This window comes from Acinetobacter sp. YH12049 (assembly GCF_013419875.1).
GTDB classification, from domain to species: Bacteria; Pseudomonadota; Gammaproteobacteria; order Pseudomonadales; family Moraxellaceae; genus Acinetobacter; species Acinetobacter amyesii.
Window position 1 is genome coordinate 64,284 of sequence record NZ_VOZH01000012.1, and the last position, 22,314, is coordinate 86,597.

The window sequence follows — 22,314 nt, forward strand, 5'->3', positions numbered from 1 at the left end:
CTTAAGAGTAAAAAAAAAGCAAAAAGTGGTTTTGTGCGATAAGTCACACAATGCGATAACAGCTCAGATACGCGGAAGTTTGAAATGTGGAAACTTAGTTAAGTTAACGTAGTATTGTAATTTTATGAAAATACAGTGGCTTATATGTGATTTGCGCGTTGCTGTGGTGTGGTTCTAGTTACGATTTTCATCATAAAAAATAATGGGTTTGAACGGATTATAGTTCAAGATTCAAGGAAAAATGAAACCATACCCCCATTTGGAGATATGGTTTTTATCATTTATTCACATTGTGTAAGTGCATCTTTTGCAAAATGACCGCGTAATGCAAGGAAGTTCTTTTGTACATCCGCAGCATTTAAATCAAAATTGTGTGCTGAACTTGTGCCGTCTTTAGCAAAGGTTGCTGTACCACCTGAAATCAGGGTTAAGCCTTTAAATGACCATTGTTCAACCGATTTTGCTTCTTCTAAATTGCCTGTAAATTCAATCACGCATTTATCTACAAATTTAGTCAGTTTTGCTTTGTTATCTGTGGTATCTGGGTAGACATCAATGTTTTGAACCTCTTGTAATACACCTGTTTCAAGTTGTGGAATCGTTGGTGCAGATGTACATGCAGAAAGTGTTAGACCCGCAAGACCAGTCAAAAGGAATGCTTTCAATTTCATAAGTTTCATTCTTGTTGAGTGTTGTTGGATTGAGTATAGGGAATTGGTGAATTATTGGCTATAGGCTTAAGGTTCTAGTCTAAGATATTCATGCTATTCGATTTTACGGATCGGTAGATCTATCTGATTTTGTTTTTTATATTGGATGTATAGTAATGCCAGAATGATGATTGTATAGGTAGAAAAATAAAATCAAAAGTTGCGCTCAGCTCCTGAAAATATTAAAAATTCAGCTATGATTGGCGGGAGCATAGCAATCATGATGTATTCGATGACGGAGAGAGGTTCTTTGTTTTTATATTGAGCTTGTTTTGTGCTTACTGCTCTAAAGGTTTTTGTATTTTCAAATCTTAAGTGAGTAATTTTTATTTAAAGGGTTTTGATTGATTTATTTAAACGTGAGAATAATGTCGTGTTTGTAAGCTGAGCAATTGGGGTTTTAGATGATTTAAATCCTCATTTAATCCATATTTTTTAGCTAAAGGATCAACTAATGTTCTGACATCATGAACTCTATAAGTATGCTGAACATTCATTGATTGCGAAAAGGATTTGAGTTGTTGTCTTCTAGATACGCTGGAACAAGAATAGCGTCTAAATTTTTCTAGTAAGAAAACAAGACGGCGTTTCTCTAGTCTATTTAGATGTAATGTAACGGACGGTAGAAATTCTGAATACAGTAATGCTTCAGCCACAGGTCGAACCTCCTCAAATGTGGCAGAGGTTAGGGGCTGCTTTAATAGTTTTTTCAAAGCATTTTCAAATTCTACTTGATCCATACAATTAATCTCTGAGTTCTGACAAGATCGAAATCATGTATCTGATGTTGGATTCTAACTGTTGCGGAGTTGCATAGTAATCCATAGCATTATTCGCTGATTTTTCAAATTCTTCAAGAGTGAATTTATTTCTAAGAAATAGCTCTTTAATATCTTCTATATCGCGATCAGATAGACGAGCTAACTTGGAAACGGCTAGGTCTAGACCAGAAACTAAGTAAACCTCAACCACATGTTCTGTTACGAGAGGAATTATACGTTCATCGTAGTCAGGATCAATAGAAGCTAAGCTAGTATTGAATCCGCGGTCAAATTCTAAATTGGTTTCAAGATTATGGTTATCTAAATATTCGATATCATTTCCTTCTAGGAATAAATAAATTTCATCTTTCTTTAACTCTTTGATAGCTTCTATGTGTGCATCAATATCATTACTACCTCGAGCATTAGTGTGAATATGAAAAGCACATCCACCAAAAATAAATGCTTTGACTGCACCATGAGGTAAATCAGAATGGTTTTCTAGGATCCAATTTTCGAGCTCTGAGAAGAGCTCGAAAATTGCTAGAGCAATTGGAGAATCGCTATAGATTGTCATATTAGTGCTGTAACACTGAAATATCAGCCACTTTCGTAAACAAGTCACGAATTTGTGCAAGCATACGTAAACGGTTTGCTTTTAGGTCAGCATCATCTGCCATCACCATCACACCGTCAAAGAACGCATCAACAGGCGCACGAAGTGCAGCAAGTGCAGACAACGCAGCAGTGTAATCTTTCGCAGCAAATAACGGCTCAACCACAGGTGTGATTTTCGCAAGTTCAGCGAACAATGCTTTTTCAGCATCTTCAACTAAGTTTGCTTCAACGACATTTCCTTCAGGAGCAGCTTCTTTTGCAAGAATGTTTGCAACACGTTTGTTTGCAGCAGCAAGCGCAGCAGCTTCAGGTAAGTCACGGAAATGATTTACCGCATTTACACGTTTATCAAAATCAAGTGGCGATTTTGGAGAAAGTGCTTGAACAGCTTGAATCACATCTACAGCCACGCCTTGGTCTTCGTATTTCGCACGGTAACGACCTTCAAGGAATGCAACAGCATCCGCTAAAGTTTTATCGTGATCTTTAATCACATCGCCATAAGCAGCAAGTGCAAGTTTGATTAGATCTTCAATCGAAACATCTAAATCATTTTCAGTCACAAGACGCAAGATACCAATTGCTGAACGACGTAGTGCAAATGGGTCTTTAGAACCTGTCGGCGCTTGACCAATACCAAAAATACCTGTGAGCGTATCTAAACGGTCAGCAAGTGCAAGCGTTGTACCGGTCTTAGTTTTTGGTAAAACGTCACCTGCAAATTTAGGTAAGTATTGTTCACCTAAAGATTCAGCGACTTCATCATTTTCGCCTTCAATACGTGCGTAGTAAGTACCGGCAATACCTTGAAGCTCAGGGAACTCACCCACAAGTTCAGAAGTTAAGTCGCATTTTGCAAGGAGTGCAGCTTTTTCAGCATCTGCTGGGTTTGCACCTGTGATAGCCGACAAAGCCACAGCCAATTTAGCAATACGTTCAGACTTGTTCCATAGTGTGCCAAGTTCTGCTTGGAACACCATGTTTGCAAGTTTCTCTTTACGAGATGCAAGCGGTTGCTTTTGGTCTTGTAAGAAGAAGAATTCAGCATCTGACAAACGTGGACGAACAACTTTTTCGTTACCTTCAATAATTTGAGACGGATCTTTCGACTCAATGTTTGACACGGTAATGAAGTAAGGTTGAAGCTTATTGTCGCTATTCACTAAGCAGAAGTACTTTTGGTTGTCCTGCATCGTCGTGATGAGTGCTTCTTGAGGAACAGCAAGGAAGCGTTCTTCAAAGCTTGCACGAAGCGCAACTGGCCATTCAACCAATGCTGTTACTTCGTCACGTAAGTCCGCAGGGACAATCGCAATGGCATTGACTTCATCAGCTAAAGCTTTGACTTGTTGGTCGATGATGGCTTGGCGCTCTTCAAAGTTTGCAATCACTTTTGCAGTACGAAGGGCATCAAGATAAGCATCAGCATTTGCAAGTGTAATTGCTTCAGGAGCATGGAAACGGTGACCATAAGTCACGTTACCTGCTTGGTGATCCTGAATGGTTGCTTCAATTACATCACTGTCTTTCAACAAAACAACCCATTTTACAGGACGTACAAACTCAGTACGGCTTGCAGCAGAACGCATGCGTTTTGCGATAGGTAGGTTATCTAAAGCGTGTTGTAAAATTTGTGGAAGTAAAACATCAAGGCTTTGACCTTTCACGTCTTTTAAGTAGCACACTTTTTCAACTTTACCGGCTTGGAAAGTCGATACTTGATCAACAGTGATGCCTTGACCACGCATAAAGCCTTCAAGCGCTTTAGTTGGTTTGCCTTCGGCATCAAACGCTGCTTGTTTAGCAGGGCCATCAAAACGTTTTTGTGTGTCGGCTTGTGCAGCATCGACATTCACAATTTTAAGTGCAAGGCGGCGTGGTGCTGCATAAGCTTCGATTGAATCGAATGCTAGACCTGCGTCTTTTAAGCCTTTTACCGTTTCTGCATGTAGCGCGTCACGTAATTTTTTTAAACTTTTTGGTGGAAGTTCTTCGCAGCCTAATTCGAACAATACTGTATGTTTAGACATTATTTGCTCTCCTTAGATTCTACTTTTGCTTCAGCTTCAACTTGTGCTTTTAACTGAGCTAATACTTCGTCACGTAAAGCAGGTTCTGCCATCGGGAAGCCAAGCTTCGCACGCGCAGCGACATAACTTTGGGCAATCGCACGAGCCAATGTACGTACACGTAAAATATAACGTTGACGTTCAGTTACTGAAATTGCGCCACGTGCATCAAGTAAGTTAAAGCTATGCGATGCTTTAATTACTTGTTCATAGGCAGGCAGTGGAAGTTCAGCTTCCATTAAACGAGTCGCTTCAGCTTCATAGAAGTCGAATAATTCAAACATTTTTTCAACGTTGGCATATTCAAAGTTATAGGTTGATTGTTCCACTTCGTTTTGGTGGAACACGTCGCCATAAGTTACAGTACCAAACTGACCTTTGGTCCAAACCAAATCATAAACAGAGTCTACACCTTGGAGGTACATCGCCAGACGTTCTAGACCGTAAGTGATTTCACCTGTCACAGGGTAGCACTCAACACCACCGACTTGTTGGAAGTAAGTGAACTGAGTCACTTCCATGCCGTTTAACCAAACTTCCCAACCTAAGCCCCATGCGCCAAGTGTTGGAGATTCCCAGTTGTCTTCCACGAAACGAATGTCGTGAACAAGGGTATCAATACCAATGGCTTTTAATGAATCTAAGTACAACTGTTGGATGTTGTCTGGGTTTGGTTTCAACACGACTTGGAACTGGTAGTAGTGTTGTAGGCGGTTTGGGTTCTCACCATAACGGCCATCTTTCGGACGGCGAGATGGCTGAACATAAGCAGCGTTCCAAGTTTCAGGGCCTAAGGCACGTAGGAAAGTTGCAGTGTGGAATGTACCCGCACCCATTTCCATATCGTAAGGTTGAAGAATTACACAGCCTTGTTCAGCCCAGTAGTTTTGTAAGGCAAGAATTAAGCCTTGGAAGGTATCAATATGCGATATGGCGCGACTCATGGTCATCCACTTAAAATTAGATAAAAATTGTGCTCAATTATAAGGATTTTGGGGGTGTGTGGCAAAGGTTTCGCGTGAACAAGTGGGCTTTTAATGCCAGATAGAATAAAGGCACTGCGGGTTTTAAATGAAGCTGAGTCTTTATTGGTGAAATATGGTGGCAATAAGACAACTTCATCAGTGATACTGTTGTTAACGATGATCATGCTATAAAAATACAATGAAATTTAGGAATAATAAAATTATTCAAAGACTTATGGGTTTTAAATGGTTGCGTTGGTAAAAAGGAAGACAGCATTCGGGTTGTGACAAAATGTTGTTATTACAAAACCATTTAGGACTTAAATGTGATGCCTATTTTCTTCATTTTCCTGTGGGTTCAATGATTCCACCACATCAAGATCTCGTACAGCAGGGGCGGCATTTTAGGTTGAATATCGTGATTAAAAAATCTAAAGCAGGTGGTGAATTTATATGTGAGCGAAGCATCATTGATTTACCAAGAGTTAAATTATTTAGACCGGATTTGTATCGGCATGAGGTTACAGAAGTGCAGGGCAGCTCACGCTATGTATTAAGTATCGGATGCGTAATCGATTAAATTTGATAGATAAAATTAATATCTTTAAGAAAATTCAGCCTGTCATCTTCAAAAAAATCCCAAATAACCAACAGGGTAATCGGTCTTTTATAACGTCTTTTGCAACTTATGTGGCTTGGTACAGCATACGAAAATCGAATAAAAAATATCGCCGCTCAATGAACGTTTGCTATATGACTTTGGCGCGTCTATCGTTTAGAGATATTCTCAAAAAAAGAATCAAAATTCACCACTAAAAATTTAGTCATAAAATAAAAAATGAGCCATTTAGACTCATTTTTTATCAAGGCTTTATGACTCAGATAAGCTTTTGGTTTTATTAATTACAATTTCAACCCGTCGATTTTTCTGACGACCTTCAGGATTGTCCTCACCATTAGATAGGGTATTCGGTTTAAGCGGCTGACTTTCTCCCATTCCGCTGATTTGATAATTTAAATCAATACCTTGCGCTTTAAAATAATCACGCACCGCTTCAGCCCGCTGTAACGACAGTTTTTGGTTGGCGGCATCTGAACCAATATTATCGGTATGGCCAACAATGGCAATAATGCCTTTACCTTTGCTTTTTAAGGTCTGGGCTGCTTGCTGCAACTCAGGTTCAGCTTCGGGTTTTAAATTGGCTTTGCCAAAATCAAACAGCACATCCGAACTTAAATTCACCTGAATATTAAATTCATTATGATTGGCACTTAAATCTGAACCGACAGCCGATAAATTACTGGCTTCTGCCTGAGGTTGACTTGGTTCAGATGACTTCGGCTGCTGTTCTGGCACAGTCTGAGAGTTGTCTATTTCCGTGACGTTCTGTTCAGTCTGAGTAGGCGGTGGATCAGTTTTGGAATCTGCACATCCTGCAATCAATAAGCTCAAACTTGCGCTATACAGTAATGTTCTCATTAGCGTTCAACCGGTATGCCGTCAAAAGAACCTGCATTACCTAAATTGATGCTAATGGTCTTGGTGCTTTCAGGCGGCGCAGGGAATTTAAAGGTGAGTAAAATAGGTTCATAACTGGCTTTTTGGATAGCTTTATTTGTTGCATTTAAAGGTGCTGCCATCCAAATGCCAGCATCATCTTGCAGCAGTCCTACTTTTTTGGCTGTGTCATCATCAATATAATTGGTTTGTTCCAAATTGATGGATGTGCTCATAAATTCAGTGTTTCCATTTGGGGCAGGGTTAGGTTGAGCTATCACTTTTACAGTTAAAATTTTTCCAATCACCTTGACGCTTTGTAAACCTAAAGTGCCTTTACTCATGGGGATTTCAGCTAAAGTGGGTTGAGGCGCTGGTGCTTCAACTTGTGGTGCTGGTTCTCGAATAAGATCATCCCCATTTTTTGCAGTTTCAGTTGGGGCCATTTCTTGAGGTGTATTATCATTGGCTGGCGGATTGGCTTGTTGAGGTTCTTTGGAGCAGGCCGATAAACCCAAGCCAAGCACACAGAGGGCACACATTGCGAAGATATTTTTATTCATTCAGAACATCCTTTTTTCAAATATTTTTATAGGTCTTTTGACTATAGGGAATTTTAAACAGCTAGCCTGTCTAGGTTTTGTTGTAAAACGTTAATGAAATAAGAGAGATGAGCAGGTGATTGACTCGTGAGCATTATTCAGTTCTTTCGGCTTTAATTTGGATTAGATATTGTTCAGTAGAAAATTTTATAAGATAAAGGTATAAAATAAATACATCTTATAAGAGACTTCGTTTTATAATCGCCCATCTGTTCGAATAATCAATCAGGCATCTCGTGTTTCACGCAAAATCAGCTTGGCTTAATACGCTTAAACCCAACTTTAAAGTTTTACCATTAAAAGATCGCATCCTATGTGGGGTAGGTGCTTTGCTTGGCTTGAGTATATCTTCGCTGATTAGTTGGTTAGCGCTAGGTGACTTAAATGCATGGTATATCGCCCCGATGGGCGCATCGTCTGTGCTGCTCTTTGCTGTACCTGCTAGTCCTTTGGCACAGCCGTGGAATATGGTGGTCGGTAATAGTCTTGCGGCTTTGATTGGCGTGACTTGTGCGATGTATATTCCTAATTTAACCGAAGCTTTTAGTATCGCAGTTGCATTAGCGATTATCTTAATGATGACCACGGACTCATTGCATCCACCGAGTGGGGCAGTAGCGATTACCGCGGTATTAGGCGGAGAGGCAGTCCATGATTTAGGCTACGCCTTTCTCTTCTATCCAGTCCTTTTAAATTCGGTCCTCTTGATGGTGGTTGCTATTATTTATAACCGATTACTAGGTAAGCAGTATCCACAAAAATCACAAGTTAATACACGGACGACAGATCCAACACCGACACAAAAAGTGTCGATTCAACCTGCGGATATTCAGCAAGTCTTAGAACAGCAAAGTCAGTTACTCGATATCAGTGAATACGACCTACAAAAAATCATTTTAGAAGCACAGCAGTTAGCTAGTCGTCGTGGTCTAAGCCAGTTTCATTGTCGTGATCTCATGAGCCAGCAAGTGATTAGCTTGCGTGCAGAAGATGATATTCAGTCAGCATTGGAAAAGTTTAAACAAGTCAATTTGATGAGTTTGCCAGTGGTGAGTGATCTGGATCGCTTGGTGGGAAATTTGGCTTTATATGATGTAGTGGAATGGTTTAAACGTGCCGCAGACCCCAAAGCCAGTTGGGAAAATCACGTTTATCAAATTATGAATCCCAAAGTGGTGACCGTGCAGCCGGATCAGCCGATTGAAGACTTGGTGCCATATTTTGTGGAAAGATCTTTTAATTATATTCCAGTTGTTGAGCAAAAACGGTTGGTGGGAATGATTAGCCGTGCTGATATGATTGCCGCGTTATATCAACAGTTAAATCAGCAAACAAAATCTTAAGCCTTAAACTTTAGTTAAATTCATCAGACTTAAATATGGCTTTGCCAATATGTAGACAAAAAAAAGCTACGGAATCTTGGGGGAGAAACCGTAGCGACCAAACTGGGTCAAAGGATTTTAACGTCTGTCATCATTCACAGTACGAATAGGGTCTGAATAGCCATTGGTACGGAAAAAGTTATCTTGTGCTTTAGGCATGACTAACCATAAAACCAAGTACACCAAAATACCGGGAAAGGCTGCGCTTAAGCATGATACAAAGATAAAAATAATACGCAGTAAATTTGCGTTCCAACCAAAACGTTCAGCAATACCCCCCATCACACCAGCAATCATGTTAGAGCGGTTTGAGCGATATAAACCAACATTGGCCATTCAGGTCTCCTTCAAAAAAGAATAAATTTGAATATTTCCAAATTCATATTATAGAAATGGTGACAAGCTTTGCGATTTAAAGGGTGCAGAAAAAAAATTAAGTAAAGTTATGTAATTTGAAGAATTGGTTTGATTAGTTTGCCTTTAAAATAGCTTGAGTATTAATTAAATATCAACGATAACAATGAGATATGATTAACATATATCGCAAATATATGTATACAGCGTTGATTTTTTGATTACAATATTAAGTCAGCAAGAACTGAAAAAACCAATGAATGATTGGTCTTGGCACATTATATGAAAACATCGGCTTCACCTTTTTTGATGAAATTTGCATATCTTTCAGTGTTTGCAGGAGTGTTCAGCCTCTCTTTTATTGGTTGTAGTCCAACGCCTCAACCCGCAGCGGATAAGGGTGAAAGTTCAGCATCAACTGTCGCATCGGAAGTTCAAGCGAAGCAAGATCATGGAAAAAAATTAACCCAAGTGGCAGGGCAGGCGACATTGCCGAATGACGATGACATAAAGTCAGCTCCTGTTCCTGAGCATGCCAAAATTTTTATTGGACGTTTTCATGCCAAAGTAAAATGCGATGACAGTTTTATTCCATGCCCAGAAGGCGATGCGGAGTTCATTCTTAACTTATTGCCAGATGGCACGGTACACCGCAGTATTATTCAAATTGGTAAAGTGTTTGCTGAAAAAACCAATACGCCAGGCATTAATGTGAAATACCGTAAGGATACGTGGAGTGTCAATGAAGCACATACCGAGCTGGTGGTTCATCGAAAAGAAGGCGTGAATTTTTATTATCACGTGATTAATGAAAATAAAATCACCATGGATTTAGACAAAATTCGTCAAGGTGCAGTTGATCGAAATCAGGAATTATTTTCCAAGGGTTATCCTCAGCCGCAACATGCCTATACCTTGGTGAAAGACCCAAATTAAATACTGCGAATGAAGTAAATAAAATTATAAATTGCGTTTGAGCGTCGGCGTGAAATTCGCAAATCTTGGCTAATCGAATGCAACTAGCTTATAAAAAATTGAATTATTAATACGACATAGAATTGGTGGGTTGTGTGGGGTTCGAACCCACGACCAATAGATTAAGAGTCTACTGCTCTACCAACTGAGCTAACAACCCTGGGAAAATTTTAAAAGAGCATTTTAAAATTTTAGCAAGATAAACGAAGCGCGTAGTTTTGAATACTAGGGAATATTTGTTATCTAAAATTTTTCAGGTCAAATACTTCATCTAGCAAGACAAGAATGATACTTCGCAACATCGCTATAGCAAAATTTCGAGAATGGCGAATCAAAACCAGTAATGGTGATGGTTTGTCTTGGTCGGAACCTGCAGGTTTCTTTTTCTTCAACTGCCGGAAGAAAGAAGCCCTAAGAAAGAATGGTGGGTCGTCCGCGACTCGAACGCGGGACCAATAGATTAAAAGTCTACTGCTCTACCAACTGAGCTAACGACCCTTAGGGGGTATGCACAAGATTGTAATCTAAAACTGGCATTTTAGAAAGATGGTGGGTCGTCCGCGACTCGAACGCGGGACCAATAGATTAAAAGTCTACTGCTCTACCAACTGAGCTAACGACCCATCTTGTGGTATCGAAGGAAATGGTGGGTCGTCCGCGACTCGAACGCGGGACCAATAGATTAAAAGTCTACTGCTCTACCAACTGAGCTAACGACCCATTTCGCTTGATGGTGCGTATTGTAGCAAGATCTGCTTCAAGCGCAAGTAAAAATTCATAAACTTGCTTGTGTTTGATTATAAATACAACAAAGTAGCTCATTTTAGCGGATATCTGTCGCTAAAATGAGCGCTATTTGCTTAAAAACGGTATTTATATGCCTGAATATTGGCATAAATTTCAGGAGTTAAATCACAGTAAGCAGTTGCATTTGGCAGCAATACCAATAAACGTTCATCAGTTTGCTTAGGATCAAAAGCTTGTTCTTTCAGCTTGTTTTTTTGGTATTTAAATGTGCCTGTGGTTTCGACTTTTTTCTGTACACGTAAAAATACTGGCACGGCATAAGCTGGTAAGCATTTTTTAAATTGTAGAACCATTTCACTACAATCTTGTTCGTTGAGTTCGGCACCGTCGGTGAGCGTGATGGCAGCCATACCTGCACGGCCATTGGTATCTGGAATTTCTACGCCATAAACCACAGCTTCAGCAATTTTATCGTACTCACTCACCATGTTTTCAACTTCAGTGGTTGAAACGTTTTCACCTTTCCAGCGGAAAGTATCACCTAGACGGTCGACAAATTGTGCATGTCGGAAGCCAATGTCTCGAACCAAGTCACCAGTGTTGAAGTATGAATCACCATGCTTGAATACATCTTTCATAATGACGGATTTGTTTTTTTCCGTGTCGGTATAGCCATCAAAAGGTGAGCGACGGGTAATTTTACCGATGAGTAAGCCGACTTCGCCTTTTTTCACTTTAATGCAGCGACCTTTAGCATCATGTACAGCTTCATTTTTTTCTTTATCAAACTGAATAATCGCATAAGGCGTTGGTGAAAAACCAACGGTATTGTCGAAGTTAAACACATTACTAAAGCCAACGTTGCCTTCACTTGAAGCATAGAGTTCAAGGACTTCCTCAACCCCAAAGCGTTCTTTAAACTTATCCCAAATGTTTGGTCGCATGCCGTTACCAATCATTTTTTTCACACGATGGCCTTTTTCAAGGTCTGAATGTGGGGCATCCATCAAATAACGGCAAAGCTCACCCACATAGCCAATGGCTGACGCATCAAATTTTTGTACATCTTTCCAAAACGATGAAGTTGAAAACTTGCGACGCAGGGCAAGCGTGGCGCTACCGGCAATCACCCCACACCAACAAACTACAGTACCTGTAGCATGGTAGAGCGGTAAGGTCACATACATCACATCATCTTTATTCAGATTAAGGACGTGACCATATGTTCCATAAGCCAAAGTCCAACGGCTGTTGGTGAAAATCACCGCTTTAGGTAAGCCTGTTGTCCCAGAGGTGTAGATATAAAATAGGCCGTCTTTGCCTTTTACACTTGCAGTGGTGGGTGTGTTGAACTTTGGAAATTCATCAATCGCTTCTGCAAGGTTTAAGAAGCCTTTAGGTGCTTGACCAGCATCTACACGAGTGGCTTGATCTGCAAACCAATGTAAACGATCTGTAGCCACACTGAGATCATTACGAATATCTTCTACGGCTTGACGGCATTCTTCGCCCACAATTACCGCAATTGGGTTCACTAAGTTGATGCTGTGTGTCAGGACTTTGCCGACTTGTGAGGTGTTGACCAAGGCACTAGTGACGCCAATTTTGGCTAATGCCACGATAGTTGCCACGAGTTCAGATCGGTTCTCGATCATCACTGCAATCACATCACCTTTTTTTGCACCGAGTGCTAGGTAATAGTGACCAATTTGATTGGCCCATTCATTTAATTCGTTATAGGTATATTTTTGCTCTTCAAAATAAAGTGCATAACCTTTGGGATTACGCTTGACGGCTTTTTCAAATGCAATTCCTAAGCCTGCGGAAGTATTTGGGGTACGTAAATAGGCTTGCTTTAGACCACTCAACAGGTTGGGTACTTTGCTAATGAACGCGGGAATTTTTGCTGCAACATCAGCAATCCCAATAAGGTCGTGTTGTGTAGTTTGGCTCATGTGAATCCTATTTATTTTTCGTAATCCGATACGGTCTATTTCTTTGCAATGAAATTTGCAGCAAATTCTACAATTGTCTTTTAATCGTTTCGATCTAGTGCAATCAACCTAATTTGACAAAAGTATCAAAAAAAAACCAGTCACCGAAATGACTGGATTTTTTTATTCACCTGCAAAATAGCAAATTACTGCTCAGTTGCGGTGTTTGCTTTTTTCGGTGGACGACCGCGAGGACGACGAGGGCGTGCAGATTTTTCACCTTCAGTGGCCGAGTTCTCGTCTACAGGAACCTCAACTTTCTTTTCCGCTTCAACGGCTTGAGCTTTTTCTTCTACTGGTTTAGCAGGAGCTTTAGACACTTCTTCCGTCTTTTCAGGCTGCGCACTCACATCCAGTTCAGCTTGAACGGGTGTCGGTACTTCAGCTTGAACGGCTTCAGGTGCTTCAGTTTGACCTGCAACGTCGGATACATTGGCTTCAACTGTAGCAGCTTTAGCTTCTGCAACTACAGGCGCCTCAATAGCAGTGTCTGCGACAGGCGTAGCTTCCATCTCAACATGTGCTTTTGCTTGGTCTTGTTTCGCTTGTTCAGCGGCAAGTTTAGCAAGGCGACGACGCTCACGTGGGTCATTAGCAACACGTTTATCTGACACAGGCTTTGGTGGTGTTAAATCCAACATTGGCGCTGGTTCAGCTTCAGGTGCAGCTTTTGTAACTTGAACATCACGAGTGACAGGCTTTTTCTCTACAGCTGCTTCAGCTGCAGGTGCAGACAAAGTCGCGGCATATTCTTCCGTGAATTTTTGCAATGCACGGTTGAATGTTGGAATTAAGCCAAATTGCTCAATCAGTACTGAGCAGTCTTCACCGTATACATGCTTAATCAAGCTGCTTACAGTGTATTGACCCAGTGTCGGCACTTGAGATGGCGAAATTTTCGGAGCCTGTGCTTGTTGAGCGCGAGCTGCACGTTGTTCGCGGCGGCGTTGACGTGGGTCATTGCTTGCACGAGACGGTTTTTGCTGCGCATGCTGTGGTTTATATCCTACTTCTTTTGTTTCAGTCGCAAGTTTTTCCACTTTTTCTGCTTCAACGACAGCGGCTTTTTGGACTACTGGGGTTTCTACAGGTTTTTCAACTGCTGGGGCAGTATTTAGTGCTACGATTTCGCTTTGAGCTTGATCAACATTCACCACAAGTGCTGTTGGCATCACGTCTTGACGTGGTGCATCAACAACTTCAACTTTAGGTTGACGTTGATTGCGGTTTTCAGGTTGTTGCTCAGCTGCAACTTCCTGAGCAATCGCTTGCTCGTTCAATACGCTTTGATCGCGGTGGCGATTTGGGCGATTTGGACGTTGTTGGTTGTTGCGGTCGCGACGCGGAACAGACTGCGGTTGTTCATTGTTTTGAACATCTTGCTGCACTTGTTCGTTGTTGTGTTGACGGCGTGAGTTACGACGGTTTTCACGTTGGTCTTGACGGTTGTCTTGGCGCGGTTCTTGACGTTCAGAACGTTGCTCTTGGCGTTCGTTTTGACGTGCTTCGTTATTACGCTGTTCTTGACGGTCTTGACGTGAAGGTTGTAACACTTCTTCATGAACTTGATGCGGTTGAGCTTCTTGTTCACGTGGTTCTTTATGCTTAGTACGCTTTTTATTGTGACGTTTTTCTTCATGTTCAGCTTTTTCTGAATGGCTGTCACGTTCTTGTTTATGCACAACAGTAGAAGGTGCAAGGTAAGCATTATTATCTGCGACAACAGCAGGCGCTGCCGATGCAGGGGTAATTTGACCAAACTGGCCACGGCTTGCAGCACCGCCATTCACCATTTGTTCAATTGCAGCAGCGGCATTGTTTGCAGTACGCGACTGGTCAACGGTTGCAGCTTGTTTTTGAACAAATAAGTTTTCTAACCATGCACATGGACTAGATGATGCAGCAGGAGCTGCAACTTGTGCAGGTGCTTGTTGAGCAGCAACAGGTTGTTGCTTATTCTTTTTGTGGCCTTTTTCTTGTTGTTGTACAGGTGCTTGTTGCTGAGCAGCAGCGGCCTGTTCTTCACCTAAATGCCACTCAGATGCTTCGTAACCCAATTCTTTTTCACTAGAACGTGTTGCTTCAGTACGTTCATAGCTTGTCGGTGCAAAGCCTTCAGGGTTATACGAAATTTCGTAATGTGGTGTTTCTAGGTGAGGGTGTGGAAGTACAGTCACACGTACATTTGAAGTTTGCTCAAGATATACAAGGCTGTGACGCTTTTCATTCAATAAGAATGCAGCAATTTCAACAGGCACTTCAACTTGAACTTCACCATGACGTTCGCGTAGCGCAATTTCTTCCACTTTACGCATAATTGAAAGTGATAAAGAACGTAGGTCACGTACCATACCTGTACCATGACAGCGTGGGCACACATAACCTGTGGCTTCTTCAAGCGATGGACGTAAGCGTTGACGGCTCATTTCCATCAAACCAAAGCGTGACAATTGACCGAATTGGATACGCGCACGGTCACTTTGTGTTGCTTCACGAAGTTTAGCTTCAACCATACGTTGGTTACGGTCTTTGGTCATGTCGATGAAATCGATCACAACTAAACCACCGATATCACGTAAACGTAATTGGCGAGCAATTTCTTCTGCAGCTTCAAGGTTGGTATTGAGCGCTGTATCTTCTACGTCGCTACCACGTGTTGATTTTGCAGAGTTAATATCAATTGAAACCAATGCTTCAGTTTGGTCAATCACAATTGAACCACCAGAAGGAAGTTTTACTTCACGTTCATAGGCAGTTTGGATTTGACTTTCAATACCAAAATGAGCGAATAACGGTTCATTTAAAGTATAGGTTTTTAATTTGTCGATTTGACGTGGCATCACTGCTTTAACAAAGTTATACGCTTCGTTATACGCTTGCTCAGAGTCAATCAGAATTTCAGCAACATCATCACGTAAATAGTCACGGATCGCACGTGTAACCACACCGGCTTCTTGGTGAACCAACATTGGTGATGGACCAGAACTTGATGTGCTTTGGATTTGTGCCCAAAGGTCCAGCAAGTGTTGAAGGTCAAGTTGGAGTTCTTCTTGAGAACGACCAATACCTGCAGTACGTACAATCACGCTCATGCCACGAGGGACATTTAAAGACGCCAACATTTCTTTCAATTCTTCACGAACTGAACCTGAAATTTGACGGCTAATACCGCCACCTTTCGGGTTGTTTGGCATCAAGACCAAATAACGACCAGCAAGAGAGATAAATGTAGAAAGGGCAGCACCTTTATTACCACGTTCTTCTTTTTCCACTTGAACCAAAAGCTCAGTGCCTTCAGTGATCAATTCGCGGATGTTTGAAGTTTGGCGAGGATCTGCTTTGTAATAAGAATTAGCTATTTCGCGCATCGACAAGAAACCTTGACGACCTGCACCGTATTCAACAAATACAGCTTCTAAAGACGGCTCTACGCGAGTCACATGACCTTTATAGATATTCGATTTTTTTTGTTCACGGGTACGATTCTCTAAGTCAAAATCGTAAAGACGCTGACCAGTGACAAGTGCAACGCGAATTTCTTCGGCATGTGTTGCATTAATCAACATACGTTTCATGGGTGTAACACCTAATAGTGATACACAGAAGAACATCGCCTGACTCGTAGCGAGCATCAGATAGCATGGATCAAGTTGCACAGATCGAAAAACATCATCTGTGCATGTGTACCGACCTTCTTTGGGCGGGCAACGGTTTTTGATTCACGTATTGATGATGGCAATACGGCTTCAATCTTTTAAACGATTAAAGTCACCTGAACGCGTTTCACTGGCGGACAAACGGTGCATTGGATGTGAGTAACTTTCACTGTCACATTGCTCGAAGAGCATCCATTCATATCTGATAGAGCGTCTTGATACGGAATTATCATCGTACCTTTACAAACTGTGCAGATCCAATGCATCAAACGTTGTGGCCTGAACACGATTTCCAGGGAGCGACTGGTCTGATGTGTATCAGTTTACGTTTAAAAACCAACCTTGGTTGGCACATATTTTTTTGGGGCAAACTGTTTTATGTACCTACGGCACAATTAAACGCAACAGTTTGCAGTTTTGCCGATATAATAAGCCTTCGGCGTCGGCATAATTCTTTTGGGACCTTTCCGAGCTAAATGAGTAATTGCTTGAAAGTTCAATGACAGTAAATACTGAAATGAATCAACTTTTACTCAGTTACGGTGGTTTCCGTGCGCTGACTATATCAAACCTTGCATCATCTGCCTATGGGCTAAGCTTATGTTTCTTGCGAAAAGTATAGCTTAAATGATCAATTTTTAATCAATTTTAGTATTTTTTTAGGTCACAGTAACTGTATGAATTCTACGCAAGAATGGCAAAGCGTCACCTGGTTTGAAGTGGACGAGCATCAGGCGGGTCAACGTATTGATAATTTCCTGTTTAGTCGTCTGAAAGGTGTGCCTAAAAGTCGCATTTATCGTCTGATTCGTGAAAGCCAAGTCCGCGTCAATAAAAAACGCGTCAAAGCGGAAACCAAACTCAATATTGGTGACCAAGTTCGAGTTGCTCCAATTCGTTATGAGCAAAAAGATGAGTCTGCGGTTCCTGTATCGGATAAAGTCGCGCAAAGTTTACTGAGCCGTGTGGTGTATGAAGATGAAGGCTTAATGGTGGTAAACAAACCTTCTGGTATTGCTGTTCACGGCGGTAGTGGTGTGGCGTATGGCTTGATCGAAGGTTTACGTGCCGCAACAGGGAAGAAATACCTTGAGCTGATTCACCGAATTGACCGCGACACTTCTGGTTTGGTGATGATTTCGAAAAAACGTAGTGTGTTAAAAAGCCTGCAAGACATGTTACGTGAGCACAAAATCCAAAAAACTTATGCTGCTGTGGTGAAAGGCGTGGTGAGTTTGGATAAGCAGCTCATTGATCAGCCTTTGCATCGTTACGAACTGGCAAATGGCGAGCGTCGTGTTCGTGTATCACCTAAAGAAGGTAAAGAGTCGAAGACGCTGTGGAACGTGAAAGAACGTTTTATGCATGCCACATTGGTCTATGCGTCTCCACTTTCGGGCCGTACCCATCAGATCCGTGTACATGGTTTAAGTATTGGTCATCCATTGGTGGGCGATGAAAAATACGGTCATGAAACTGAATACCGTGGTCCAAAGCCACGTCGTTTATGTCTACATGCTATGCGTTTAGAAATTCCGGGTTACCAAACCATTGAAGCGCCATTGCCAGAAGATATGCAAAGCCTTGTGGCGCAGCTACGCGCGCAAAAAGCCGACAAAGTGGTGAAGTCTTCAGAAGATGACGAGTAAGTTTTAAATACGAGACTTCTCTCCCTGAGCAGGACTGCTTCGTAAGTTTTCTTTCTCCCTCTCCTTTAAGGAGAGGGCCGGGGTGAGGTAAATAAATTGATGCACTCCAGAATCTGAATTACCAAACACTGAATCAAATCTAGGAAAACGTATGAACTCAGCTGTAAAACTAGTCATTTTCGATTGGGATGGCACTTTATTTGATTCTGTGGGTCAAATTGTAGCGAGTTTAAAATTTGCAGCAGATCAATATTCACAGCCGCTGACCGATGCTGATGCGAAAAGCATTATTGGTTTAGGTCTGCCGGAAGTCGCACAGCGGTTATTTCCGACGGTTCCTGAATTGCACAGCGACATTTTGCAAAGTTATGCCGATCACTATGTGGCCCATTCCAAAGGGGATATGTGGTTTGATGGTGTCGCGGATATGTTGCAGGAATTACGCGATGCCGGTCTACAATTGGCTGTTGCAACAGGAAAAAGTCGTAAAGGTCTAGACCGTGTCTTGGCTCAAACGCAAAGTCATGAGTTGTTTCGTGCGACACGTGCAGCCAGTGAAACCAAATCTAAGCCAGATCCGTTGATGTTGGCAGAAATTTTGGCGGAAACAGGACTACGTGCCGATCAAGCCATTATGGTTGGTGATACGTCGTATGATTTAGAAATGGCCCTCAATATTCAGATGCCACGTGTAGGCGTGAGCTATGGAGTGCATACTGTAGAAACACTCCAGTGTTTTCAACCCTTACATATTGCACATAGCGTAGGTGATTTGACTGAATTTCTACTAGAACACGTGAAATTACGTCTAGCTGTATAGTTTTAGATACAAACGAGTAAAAAGGGTGAAATTTGTTTTCACCTTTTTTGTTACCAAATGAATAGTAACGCAAGCTCTAGTTGTTGAAATGAGTAAATTCAATTATTTAAAAAAGTAATAACACTAGATTTTTCTACAATAACAAGCAGTCTTCTAGCAAATTTACCTTAAAAAGTTGAGCGCAACTATTTGGCCTTTTACCACAAGCTGGAATAGATTTTTTGTTTGAATTTTTGGTTTTATCTTATTGTTGTTTATTGATTTATTTTTAAATTTTTAATTTATTAAACTAAATCAGATGAAATTGAACACCTATGTGTAAAAGCTGGCCTGACGCTAAAATAATCTTTTAATCTTATCTTTTAGTCGTATAAGCCAAGTTTTTTAGTAGAGATTCAGATTTAAGGGCGAAAAAAATAGTGAATTTTATTTAATTATTTTGACTTAAGTTTTTGAATATTAATAATAAATAATGATTAATTTATAGCTAATAGCTATAGTCATAAATAAAATAAGTATTGGTATTCACTTTCTAAAATCTCGATGCTAAATGCATCTAAACATAACGTGTAGTATGTCAAGTGAAATGCTTTAGGCGAATCCTGACATGACTTTCATCACTTTGATTTTGATGGTGATCGGGATGAAACACGTTGTGCATCCAATTTTTGCAGTTTAAGGAAACATTGATGTCGAATTCTGCTGTTGTTGAATCAGTTGCGCAAGCATTACGCGATGCGGAAGTAAATCAGGCTGCGATTGCACCGATCCGTCCACAACTTGGTGGTGAAAGTGCTGATGTAGATATTGCTTATGCCGTTCAAGAAGTGAATACCAAACGTGCGGTGGCAGAAGGTCGTCGCCTTGTAGGTCGTAAAATTGGCTTAACTTCAAAAGTTGTACAAGCGCAGTTAGGCGTTGATCAACCTGACTTCGGTATGTTGTTTGCTGACATGGCGTATGGCGATGGTGAAGAAATCCCTGCTGGTTTATTGATTCAGCCAAAAGTTGAAGCAGAAATTGCTTTGGTGATTAACCAAGATTTGACCAAAGAAAAACACACCTATGCAGACATTATTAGTGCAACAGAATATGCACTGCCTGCAATTGAAGTGGTCGATAGCCGTATCGAAAACTGGAAAATCTCGTTGATTGATACTGTGGCAGATAACGCATCTTCAGCAGGTTTCGTACTGGGTTCTAAGCCTGTAAAACTTGCAGATCTTGACCTTGTAAATTGCAAAATGGTCATGACGCGTGGTGAAGAAGTGGTTTCACAAGGTGTGGGTAAAGCGTGTCTTTCTAACCCATTAAATGCAGCAGTGTGGTTGGCTGACGAAATGGTTCGTCGTGGTCGTCCATTGCTTGCAGGTGACATCGTATTGACCGGTGCTTTAGGCCCAATGGTTGTGGCAAATCCTGGTAATGAATTCAAAGTTGAAATTGAAGGCTTTGGTTCTGTGACTGCAGCATTTGCAGCGAAATAAGCTTGGGTTTTACGGAATTTTTAAGAGTACACATTCATGAAAAAGATTAAATGTGCATTGATCGGTCCAGGGAACATTGGTACTGACTTGCTTTACAAACTTCAACGCAGCGAATTTTTAGAACCAGTATGGATGGTTGGTATTGACCCGACGTCTGAAGGTTTGGCTCGCGCTGCTAAAATGGGTTTAAAAACCACTGCTGAAGGCGTAGATGGTTTACTTGCACACGTAATTGAAGACGAAATCAAAATCGCATTTGATGCAACTTCTGCCTATGTTCATGCTGAAAACAGCCGCAAATTAAATGAACTTGGTGTGTTAATGATTGACTTAACACCTGCTGCAATCGGTCCATTCTGCGTACCACCAGTAAACTTAGAAGCGTTATTGGACGCAGGTGAAGTTCCGAACGTCAACATGGTGACATGTGGTGGTCAGGCAACGATTCCTATGGTTGCAGCGATTTCACGTGTTCAGCCTGTTGAATACGGCGAAATCATTGCAACAGTTTCAACAAAATCTGTGGGTCCAGGTACACGTAAAAACATTGATGAATTTACTCGTACGACTGCTGGCGCTATTGAAAAAGTGGGCGGTGCGAAACAAGGTAAAGCGATCATCATCATTAACCCTGCTGAGCCACCACTGATGATGCGTGATACTGTTCACTGTCTTGTTGAAGGTGAACCAGATCAAGCAGCAATCACAGCATCTGTACATGCGATGATTCTTGAAGTTCAAAAATATGTACCAGGTTACAAACTTGTAAATGGTCCTGTATTTGACGGTAACCGTGTTTCAATCTTCTTAGAAGTTGAAGGTTTAGGTGATTATCTTCCTAAATATGCAGGTAACCTCGACATTATGACTGCGGCAGCTGCACGTACTGCAGAAATGTTTGCAGAACGCGTTTTATCCACTATTGAAGCTTAAGGAGTAGCCACATGTCTAAGGTTATTATTCACGATATGACTTTACGTGATGGTATGCACCCAATGCGCCATCAAACATCAATCGAGCAAATGATTGCTATTTCAACTGCGCTTGATGATGCCGGTGTACCGCTGATCGAAGTTACTCATGGTGACGGTCTTGGTGGTAACTCAGTGAACTACGGTTTTGCTGCAGCAACTGATGAAGAATACTTAAAAGCCGTTATTCCAAACCTAAAACAGGCGAAAGTGTCTGCACTTTTACTTCCTGGTATCGGTACGGTTGATCATTTGCATATGGCACATGATGTTGGTGTTTCTACGATTCGTGTAGCAACACATTCAACTGAAGCAGACGTTTCTGAACAGCATATTACGGCTGCGCGTAAACTCGGCATGGACACTGTGGGCTTCTTGATGATGGCGCACATGGCGACACCAGAGAAATTACTCGAAGAAGCACAAAAAATGGTGTCTTACGGTGCAAACTGTATTTATGTAACAGACTCTGCAGGTTACATGCTTCCTCAAGATGTAACTGACCGTGTAGGTATCTTACGTGCAAACTTGGGTTCAGAGATTGAGCTCGGTTTCCATGGTCACCACAACTTAGGTATGGGCGTAGCAAATACGGTTGCTGCTGTTGAAGCTGGCGCGATTCGTGTCGATCTTGCATCTGCAGGTCTAGGTGCGGGTGCAGGTAACACACCACTTGAGTTATTCGTGGCTGTTGCGAACCGTATGCAAATGGAAACTGGCGTTGACTTGTTTAAAGTACAAGACATTGCTGAAGACCTTGTTATTCCAATGATGCACAACCCGATCCGTGCTGACCGTGATGCAGCAACTTTAGGTTATGCAGGTGTGTATTCTTCATTCTTGTTATTTGCTAAACGTGCTGAAGCGAAATATGGCGTGTCTGCGCGTGAAATTCTTCTTGAGCTTGGTCGTCGTGGTACGGTTGGTGGTCAGGAAGATATGATCGAAGACCTAGCATTGACCATGTCTAAAGCAAAAGAAGTCAATGCTTAATTTGCTTTAAAAAAAAAGCGCCCGAAATGGGCGCTTTTTTTATGTCTTAAGTGGCTGTTTTGG

At 41.5% G+C, this 22,314-nt stretch carries 18 protein-coding genes, 4 tRNA genes and 1 pseudogene; 9 read left to right on the forward strand and 14 right to left on the reverse strand.

What is annotated here, in order from left to right; genetic code table 11:
- Window positions 1-281: 281 nt before the first annotated feature.
- From FTU05_RS07145 to glyQ, 5 genes are all read right to left on the reverse strand, one after another.
- On the reverse strand, window positions 282-671 hold the full coding sequence (locus tag FTU05_RS07145; RefSeq protein ID WP_078189759.1) for a hypothetical protein: 390 nt from the start codon (window positions 669-671) through the stop codon (window positions 282-284).
- Window positions 672-1,063: 392 nt separating this feature from the next.
- Window positions 1,064-1,450, reverse strand: coding sequence for a hypothetical protein (locus FTU05_RS07150; RefSeq protein WP_180041342.1), 387 nt, complete (start codon window positions 1,448-1,450; stop codon window positions 1,064-1,066).
- A 4-nt stretch (window positions 1,451-1,454) separates the two neighbouring features.
- Window positions 1,455-2,048, reverse strand: coding sequence for a DUF6036 family nucleotidyltransferase (locus FTU05_RS07155; RefSeq protein ID WP_180041344.1), 594 nt, complete (start codon window positions 2,046-2,048; stop codon window positions 1,455-1,457).
- Between the two features lies 1 nt (window position 2,049).
- Window positions 2,050-4,119: a glycine--tRNA ligase subunit beta gene (glyS, locus tag FTU05_RS07160; RefSeq protein ID WP_180164744.1), complete on the reverse strand. Its 2,070-nt coding sequence runs from the start codon at window positions 4,117-4,119 to the stop codon at window positions 2,050-2,052.
- Complete coding sequence (glyQ, locus tag FTU05_RS07165; protein ID WP_067666981.1) at window positions 4,119-5,102, reverse strand: glycine--tRNA ligase subunit alpha; 984 nt, start codon at window positions 5,100-5,102, stop codon at window positions 4,119-4,121. The genes glyS and glyQ overlap by 1 nt, the downstream gene beginning before the upstream one ends.
- Before the next feature lie 313 nt (window positions 5,103-5,415).
- On the opposite strand from glyQ, the gene FTU05_RS07170 reads away from it, so the two are divergent.
- Window positions 5,416-5,703, forward strand: a complete 288-nt coding sequence (locus tag FTU05_RS07170) for a 2OG-Fe(II) oxygenase (protein ID WP_218956003.1) — start codon at window positions 5,416-5,418, stop codon at window positions 5,701-5,703.
- A gap of 291 nt (window positions 5,704-5,994) precedes the next feature.
- Here FTU05_RS07170 and FTU05_RS07175 read toward each other — a convergent pair whose 3' ends face one another.
- Both FTU05_RS07175 and FTU05_RS07180 read right to left on the reverse strand, forming a co-directional pair.
- Window positions 5,995-6,603, reverse strand: coding sequence for an OmpA family protein (locus tag FTU05_RS07175; protein ID WP_180164746.1), 609 nt, complete (start codon window positions 6,601-6,603; stop codon window positions 5,995-5,997).
- Complete coding sequence (locus FTU05_RS07180; RefSeq protein WP_180109050.1) at window positions 6,603-7,184, reverse strand: hypothetical protein; 582 nt, start codon at window positions 7,182-7,184, stop codon at window positions 6,603-6,605. The genes FTU05_RS07175 and FTU05_RS07180 overlap by 1 nt, the downstream gene beginning before the upstream one ends.
- 275 nt (window positions 7,185-7,459) lie before the next feature.
- Between FTU05_RS07180 and FTU05_RS07185 the strand changes: the two genes are divergently transcribed.
- Complete coding sequence (locus FTU05_RS07185) at window positions 7,460-8,566, forward strand: HPP family protein (RefSeq protein WP_168377935.1); 1,107 nt, start codon at window positions 7,460-7,462, stop codon at window positions 8,564-8,566.
- A gap of 117 nt (window positions 8,567-8,683) precedes the next feature.
- Here FTU05_RS07185 and FTU05_RS07190 read toward each other — a convergent pair whose 3' ends face one another.
- Window positions 8,684-8,941 (reverse strand): PspC domain-containing protein, encoded by a 258-nt coding sequence (locus FTU05_RS07190; protein WP_078189754.1) that lies wholly within the window; start codon window positions 8,939-8,941, stop codon window positions 8,684-8,686.
- A gap of 300 nt (window positions 8,942-9,241) precedes the next feature.
- Here FTU05_RS07190 and FTU05_RS07195 point away from each other — a divergent pair, with 300 nt between their 5' ends.
- Complete coding sequence (locus FTU05_RS07195) at window positions 9,242-9,895, forward strand: hypothetical protein (protein WP_257230097.1); 654 nt, start codon at window positions 9,242-9,244, stop codon at window positions 9,893-9,895.
- Between the two features lie 123 nt (window positions 9,896-10,018).
- On the opposite strand, the gene FTU05_RS07200 is transcribed toward FTU05_RS07195, so the two are convergent.
- From FTU05_RS07200 to FTU05_RS07225, 6 genes are all read right to left on the reverse strand, one after another.
- Window positions 10,019-10,094 (reverse strand) — tRNA-Lys (locus FTU05_RS07200).
- A gap of 262 nt (window positions 10,095-10,356) precedes the next feature.
- Window positions 10,357-10,432: transfer RNA gene (locus FTU05_RS07205), tRNA-Lys, on the reverse strand.
- A 49-nt stretch (window positions 10,433-10,481) separates the two neighbouring features.
- Window positions 10,482-10,557 (reverse strand) — tRNA-Lys (locus FTU05_RS07210).
- Between the two features lie 21 nt (window positions 10,558-10,578).
- Window positions 10,579-10,654: transfer RNA gene (locus tag FTU05_RS07215), tRNA-Lys, on the reverse strand.
- A 140-nt stretch (window positions 10,655-10,794) separates the two neighbouring features.
- On the reverse strand, window positions 10,795-12,636 hold the full coding sequence (locus FTU05_RS07220; protein ID WP_180164748.1) for a long-chain-acyl-CoA synthetase: 1,842 nt from the start codon (window positions 12,634-12,636) through the stop codon (window positions 10,795-10,797).
- A 185-nt stretch (window positions 12,637-12,821) separates the two neighbouring features.
- Window positions 12,822-16,250: an Rne/Rng family ribonuclease gene (locus FTU05_RS07225; protein ID WP_180164777.1), complete on the reverse strand. Its 3,429-nt coding sequence runs from the start codon at window positions 16,248-16,250 to the stop codon at window positions 12,822-12,824.
- Window positions 16,251-16,644: 394 nt separating this feature from the next.
- Here FTU05_RS07225 and FTU05_RS18090 point away from each other — a divergent pair.
- The 6 genes and pseudogenes from FTU05_RS18090 (at window position 16,645) to dmpG (ending at window position 22,251) form a co-directional block, all read left to right on the forward strand.
- Window positions 16,645-16,953 (forward strand): annotated as a pseudogene (locus tag FTU05_RS18090) (hypothetical protein).
- 55 nt (window positions 16,954-17,008) lie between these two features.
- Complete coding sequence (locus tag FTU05_RS07230; RefSeq protein ID WP_078189751.1) at window positions 17,009-17,980, forward strand: RluA family pseudouridine synthase; 972 nt, start codon at window positions 17,009-17,011, stop codon at window positions 17,978-17,980.
- Between the two features lie 151 nt (window positions 17,981-18,131).
- Window positions 18,132-18,800 (forward strand): HAD-IA family hydrolase, encoded by a 669-nt coding sequence (locus FTU05_RS07235; protein WP_111884106.1) that lies wholly within the window; start codon window positions 18,132-18,134, stop codon window positions 18,798-18,800.
- Window positions 18,801-19,489: 689 nt separating this feature from the next.
- The gene (mhpD, locus tag FTU05_RS07240; protein WP_180164750.1) at window positions 19,490-20,287 is read left to right on the forward strand and encodes a 2-keto-4-pentenoate hydratase; all 798 of its coding nucleotides are present in this window, start codon (window positions 19,490-19,492) and stop codon (window positions 20,285-20,287) included.
- A gap of 36 nt (window positions 20,288-20,323) precedes the next feature.
- Window positions 20,324-21,220 (forward strand): acetaldehyde dehydrogenase (acetylating), encoded by an 897-nt coding sequence (locus FTU05_RS07245; RefSeq protein WP_180164752.1) that lies wholly within the window; start codon window positions 20,324-20,326, stop codon window positions 21,218-21,220.
- 11 nt (window positions 21,221-21,231) lie between these two features.
- Window positions 21,232-22,251: a 4-hydroxy-2-oxovalerate aldolase gene (gene dmpG / locus FTU05_RS07250; RefSeq protein ID WP_180164754.1), complete on the forward strand. Its 1,020-nt coding sequence runs from the start codon at window positions 21,232-21,234 to the stop codon at window positions 22,249-22,251.
- Window positions 22,252-22,314: the final 63 nt, after the last annotated feature.

Excerpts from the sequence above, each read along its gene's own strand:
- FTU05_RS07145 (WP_078189759.1), bottom strand. The coding sequence starts at position 671 with ATGAAATTGAAAGCATTCCTTTTGACTGGTCTTGCGGGTCTAACACTT.
- FTU05_RS07150 (WP_180041342.1), bottom strand. The coding sequence starts at position 1,450 with ATGGATCAAGTAGAATTTGAAAATGCTTTGAAAAAACTATTAAAGCAG.
- FTU05_RS07155 (WP_180041344.1), bottom strand. The coding sequence starts at position 2,048 with ATGACAATCTATAGCGATTCTCCAATTGCTCTAGCAATTTTCGAGCTC.
- glyS (WP_180164744.1), bottom strand. The coding sequence starts at position 4,119 with ATGTCTAAACATACAGTATTGTTCGAATTAGGCTGCGAAGAACTTCCA.
- glyQ (WP_067666981.1), bottom strand. The coding sequence starts at position 5,102 with ATGAGTCGCGCCATATCGCATATTGATACCTTCCAAGGCTTAATTCTT.
- FTU05_RS07170 (WP_218956003.1), top strand. The coding sequence starts at position 5,416 with ATGTTGTTATTACAAAACCATTTAGGACTTAAATGTGATGCCTATTTT.
- FTU05_RS07175 (WP_180164746.1), bottom strand. The coding sequence starts at position 6,603 with ATGAGAACATTACTGTATAGCGCAAGTTTGAGCTTATTGATTGCAGGA.
- FTU05_RS07180 (WP_180109050.1), bottom strand. The coding sequence starts at position 7,184 with ATGAATAAAAATATCTTCGCAATGTGTGCCCTCTGTGTGCTTGGCTTG.
- FTU05_RS07190 (WP_078189754.1), bottom strand. The coding sequence starts at position 8,941 with ATGGCCAATGTTGGTTTATATCGCTCAAACCGCTCTAACATGATTGCT.
- FTU05_RS07195 (WP_257230097.1), top strand. The coding sequence starts at position 9,242 with ATGAAAACATCGGCTTCACCTTTTTTGATGAAATTTGCATATCTTTCA.
- FTU05_RS07220 (WP_180164748.1), bottom strand. The coding sequence starts at position 12,636 with ATGAGCCAAACTACACAACACGACCTTATTGGGATTGCTGATGTTGCA.
- FTU05_RS07225 (WP_180164777.1), bottom strand. The coding sequence starts at position 16,250 with ATGAAACGTATGTTGATTAATGCAACACATGCCGAAGAAATTCGCGTT.
- FTU05_RS07230 (WP_078189751.1), top strand. The coding sequence starts at position 17,009 with ATGAATTCTACGCAAGAATGGCAAAGCGTCACCTGGTTTGAAGTGGAC.
- FTU05_RS07235 (WP_111884106.1), top strand. The coding sequence starts at position 18,132 with ATGAACTCAGCTGTAAAACTAGTCATTTTCGATTGGGATGGCACTTTA.
- mhpD (WP_180164750.1), top strand. The coding sequence starts at position 19,490 with ATGTCGAATTCTGCTGTTGTTGAATCAGTTGCGCAAGCATTACGCGAT.
- FTU05_RS07245 (WP_180164752.1), top strand. The coding sequence starts at position 20,324 with ATGAAAAAGATTAAATGTGCATTGATCGGTCCAGGGAACATTGGTACT.
- dmpG (WP_180164754.1), top strand. The coding sequence starts at position 21,232 with ATGTCTAAGGTTATTATTCACGATATGACTTTACGTGATGGTATGCAC.